The sequence below is a fragment of the Mycobacterium sp. E3247 genome (genome assembly GCF_001667785.1).
GTDB lineage: Bacteria > Actinomycetota > Actinomycetes > Mycobacteriales > Mycobacteriaceae > Mycobacterium.
The window spans coordinates 1-4,507 of sequence record NZ_LZJG01000003.1; the positions used below are offsets into that span (position 1 = coordinate 1).

Here is a 4,507-nt window from a genome sequence, read left to right on the forward strand (position 1 = left end):
GCTGGCCGTCGCCGCCGCCAGCAGGCCCTGACCCCAGGCCAGCGGGTCTAGCGGCGTGCAGCCGAACAGTTGGCTCAGGCCCGGGGTGCTGATCACCACCGCGAGCACGCCCAGCGAGCCGACCGACGTCAGCACGACCAGCGGGGCGCGCGAGTCGACCAGGGTCTGGGTGAGTTGCGCGCCGACCAGCGCGACCAGGGCGACCGTCGCCGCGCGGCCCGGCGGGCCGGTCACGCGGGCCATCGTCCAGCCCGCCGTGGCGCCGATGGTGGTCGCCGCCCCACGGATGCCGATCGCCCGCCACATCGCCGCCTCGTCGCGGTCGACGTCGGCCGTGCCGGTCTGGGGGCTGACGGCCAGTGCGGCGGCGGGCAGCGCGTCGGTCAGCATGTTGACCAACAGCATCTGGCGGGCGTTGAGCACCGAACGCCCGGTCAGGATGGTGGTCAACAGGGCGAAGCACACCTCACCGAGGTTGCCGCCCAGCAGCATCGACACCGCCGACTGCACGCGCCGCCACAGCTGCTCGCCCTCGTCGAGCGCGTCGAGCAGCGCCTCGATCCGTTCGTCGAGCAGCACCACGTCGGCGGCCGTGCGGGCCGCGTCGCTGCCCCGCGCCGCCACGCCGATGCCCACGCTGGCCGCCCGGATCGCGGCGGCGTCGTTGACGCCGTCGCCGACCATGGCGGTCACCAGCCCGGCCCGCTCGAGGGTCTGCACGACGTCGATCTTGTGTTCCGGCGTCATACGGGCGAAGACCACCCGCGAGGCCGCCGCGGCGGCCCGCCCGTCGGCGGAGAGTGCCTCCCAGTCTGCGCCGGTGATCACCTGGTCGGCGGTGACATCGAGGCCCAGTTCCTGGGCGATCACCGCCGCGGTCGCCGGGTGATCACCGGTGATCAACCGGACGCCGATGTCGCGCGCGGCGAGTTCCTTCAGCAGCCCGGGGGCAGCGGCCCGCGGGGTGTCGGCGAGCCCGAGCAGCCCGATCGGGGTGAGCCCGGAGGAGCACAGGGCCTCCAGCCGGTCGGGATCGGCCGCCGCGGCCGCCGCCTCGTCCGCGCTGAGTTGGCGCTCGGCCACCGCCAGCACCCGCAACCCCTTGGTCGCCATCTCGTCGACCTGCTGCGTCAACGGGTGGTCGTCGTGCAGCAGCGCCGACGCGAGCACCTCGGGTGAACCCTTGATGGTCAGCCGGGTGCCGACCAGTGCGGCCGCGAACGGGCGGCCGGACTGGAACGGCAGGAACGCGTCCCGGGTCAGCCGCTGCGGCTCGGAGCCGTCGCCGCGCAGGGCGGGATCACCGGCGGCCCGCTGTATCGCGTCGTCGGTGGCGTGGTCGACACGGTGGGTGTGCCTGGCGTAGCTGGTGCTCAACGCCGCGTCCAGCACCGCACCGGGGGTCTGCCCCTTCATCGGGTGCACCGCCTTGACCTTCAGCCGGTTCTCGCTCAGGGTCCCGGTCTTGTCGAAGCACACCACGTCCAGCCGGGCCAGCGCCTCCACCGAGTGCGGGTTGCGGATCAGCACCGACTCGCCGGTGAGCCGGCGCGCGGCCGCCAGCTGGGCCAGCGTCGCGACCAGCGGCAACCCCTCCGGGATGGCCGCGACGATCAGCGTGACCGCGCTGGACACCGCCTCGCGCAACCCGGTGCCCCGTGCCACGCTGAGCAGGCCGACCAGGCCGCCGCTCGCCACGCTGAACGGCAGGGCCCGGCGGGTGATGTGCCGCAACTGTCGCTGCAGGCCGATCTCCTGCAGTTTCCTGGGCGCCATCGCCAGCGCCCGGCGCATCTCCGACCGCGAACCCACGGCCGTCACCACGGCGATCGCGGTGCCCGCTACCACCGTGGTGCCGGCGTAGAGCATGCAGGTCCGTTCGGCCAGCGGTGCCCCCGGCGTGGGTTCGGTCTGCTTGGCCACCGGCAGCGATTCGCCGGTCAGCGTCGACTCGTCGACCTCCACGTTCGAGGCGTGCAGCAGCCGGGCGTCGGCGGGCACCACCTCGTCGGCGTGGACCTCGATGATGTCGCCCAGCCGCAGCCGCTTGGTCGGCACCTTCTCGCGGCGCTGTTTGTCCAGCGGGCCCACCCGTCGTCGCGCCGGCGGATCCTGCACGGCCAGCAGGCGATTCAGGGTGCGTTCGGCGTGCAGCTGCTGCTCGGCCGACAGGGCGGCGTTGACCAGCAGCACGCTGCCCACCAGCACCGCGTCCAGCAGGGAGCCGAGCAGCGCGCTGGCCGCCGCGCCGGTGGCCAGCAGCGGGGTGATCGGGTCCGCCAGGTCGCCGCGCATCTCGTCGGCGAAGTCGTGGATGGTCCCCCACGACGCCGCGCCCGCGTCGTGCAGCGCGCGAAGGGGCGGCACCTGCCGCCACCACGCGGCCGCCTCCTCGCGGTCCTCCTCGGTGGGGCGGGGCAACAGCCGCTGCACCTCGGCGACCGGCAAGGCGTGCCAGTCGTGGCTGGTTTCGGGCTCCGGCAGCGGGTCCCGGAGGGTCTTGACGGCCGCCCGGTACCCGAACCACAGGCTGGCCACCATGCCGACGTTGACCGAGGCCGAACTGCGCCCGGGCACACCGGGAATGAGCATCAACGCGCCCAGCGTCGACGCCGACGCGGACAACCGGACTGCCCCGTCGGTGGCCGCGCGCGCGGCGGGCAACGCGTGCAACAGGCGCCAGGCCCCCGTCAGGTCGTTCGCGATCACGTCGGCGGCCCAGGGCGGGGGATGTCGGGGCCGCAGCAGGCCGATCGTCACGTCGGACCGGTGCGCGGCGCGCATCTCCGATGTGGTCAGCAGGGCCACGGTGTTCCCCGCGGCCTTCAGCTCGGCCACGGCCGCCGCTACCGCGTGGTCGATCGACCCGCCCGGCTCGGCCGCGGGATACAACTCGTCGAAACCCTGTGCCAGGGAGCGCAATCCGTCGTCGTCGAGGGAATAGACGCGCGGTTGTGACCGCCGCGCCTCGGTGAGCACCGCCGCCGCGAGCGGGTCGCGGACGGGGCTGATGAGCGCCTCGCCGACGCTGCCGGCCCCGGCGATGTCGGCCAGCTGGTGCCAGCCGGGCTGCAGGCCGTCGTTGTCGAGCGCGGCGCGGACCGCTTCCCAGGCGTGGGCGCGGTCCGAATTCTCCACCCCGAGCACGCGACTCACCGTCAGTTCGTCGGTGTACAGCGCCCGAGGGTCGACCATGATCGCGTCGATCCGGTCGAGCGTCCGCAACACCCGGGGCCGCAGCACCAGCGCGTCGTGGCGGCCGGAGAGGCCGCGGTTCATCGTGCAGCCGAACGCTTCCCGCACGGACCGCAGGGGCTTGGGGACGGCGGCCAGCGCGGCCGCGCCGGCGGCGTCCGGGTTGCGGGTGAGCAGGCCGACCGCGGCGGCGGCGCCGATGCCGGCCAGGCCGGCGCGGTTGGCGTAGCGCTCCGCGGGCCCGTCCGGCGGGGCCGGGTTGCCGACGGGGGCCGAGACCCCGTCGTCGGCCACCGGCCGCTCGGCCAAGCCGGGCTCGTGCCGGATCCAGGCCAGCCTGCCGTTCCACGCCTCGGCGGCCAGCATGGTGCGGGTGGCGGCCTCGGCGGCCGCCGCCGTGGGTGACAGCGTCAGGGCCGCGGAGGTGGCGTTGACGATGCCGAACAACACATCGGTGCCCTCGGGCCCGAGGCGTCGCTCCAGCTCGCGGCGCAGCCGCGGCAGGTGGTCGGCCACGGTCGGGGGCACGGCCACCAAGTCGGGGAGCCGGGGCAGCCGCAGCAGGCTGCCGGTCAGCGAAAGGCCAAGGCCCACGGAGGCGGCCGTGGCCGCCACCATCCGGCCCATCAGCAGCGCGTCGTCGCCGGGCAGGCTGGCCGGCAGGGCCCTGCCCGCCCGCCGTCCGCCGCGTCGTTCCGCGGCCGCGACGCTCCGGCACAGGGCGGCCGCCGACGGCCCGTCGTCGGCCACGGTCACCACCACGCGCGCCAGCGTGCGGTTGAGGTAGGCCTGCTGCACCCCGGGCATCGCCCGGACGGCCGCCAACACGTCGGTGGCGATCGCCGGGCCGTGTTCGCCGTCGAGGCCGCGCACCTCGATCCATCGCCTGGGCCCGTTGTCGCTGACGCGCCGGGGCGGGGGGCCACCCACTGCCTCGAGGACCGCGCCCGCCGCCGCGCGGGTTAGGGCGGGAACGTCGGGCGTGGCGCGGGCCAGTGCCCTGCCCGCGCTTACCGCCACATTGCCGCCAAGCAGAGCGGTGCTTGCGGCAGTGCCCGCGACGACCGCGCTCGCGGTGAACGCCAGCTCGGTGCTTACCGCGGCTGCGCGCAATGGCGCTGTCAGCAGACCCAATCCGGGCAGACCACGTCGCGTGATCATCGTGTTCACACTACCTAGCATTGACCCTGGTCCGACTCCTCGCAGCGGACGCCCGCACTTGGGTGAAGCGCGCGGCGCGCCGCTGAATGCGGTGATGCAGACCCCGGGTGCGGTAGGGCTGGCCGAACACCCGCATCGGCTCGCTGTAGAA

Annotated in this window: 1 protein-coding gene; it reads right to left on the reverse strand. The window is 74.6% G+C overall.

Annotated features, from left to right (window positions below; genetic code table 11):
* On the reverse strand, positions 1-4,365 hold a 4,365-nt coding region (locus A9X04_RS00230), incomplete at its 3' end, for a cation-translocating P-type ATPase (protein WP_067916626.1).
* Positions 4,366-4,507 lie beyond the last annotated feature (142 nt).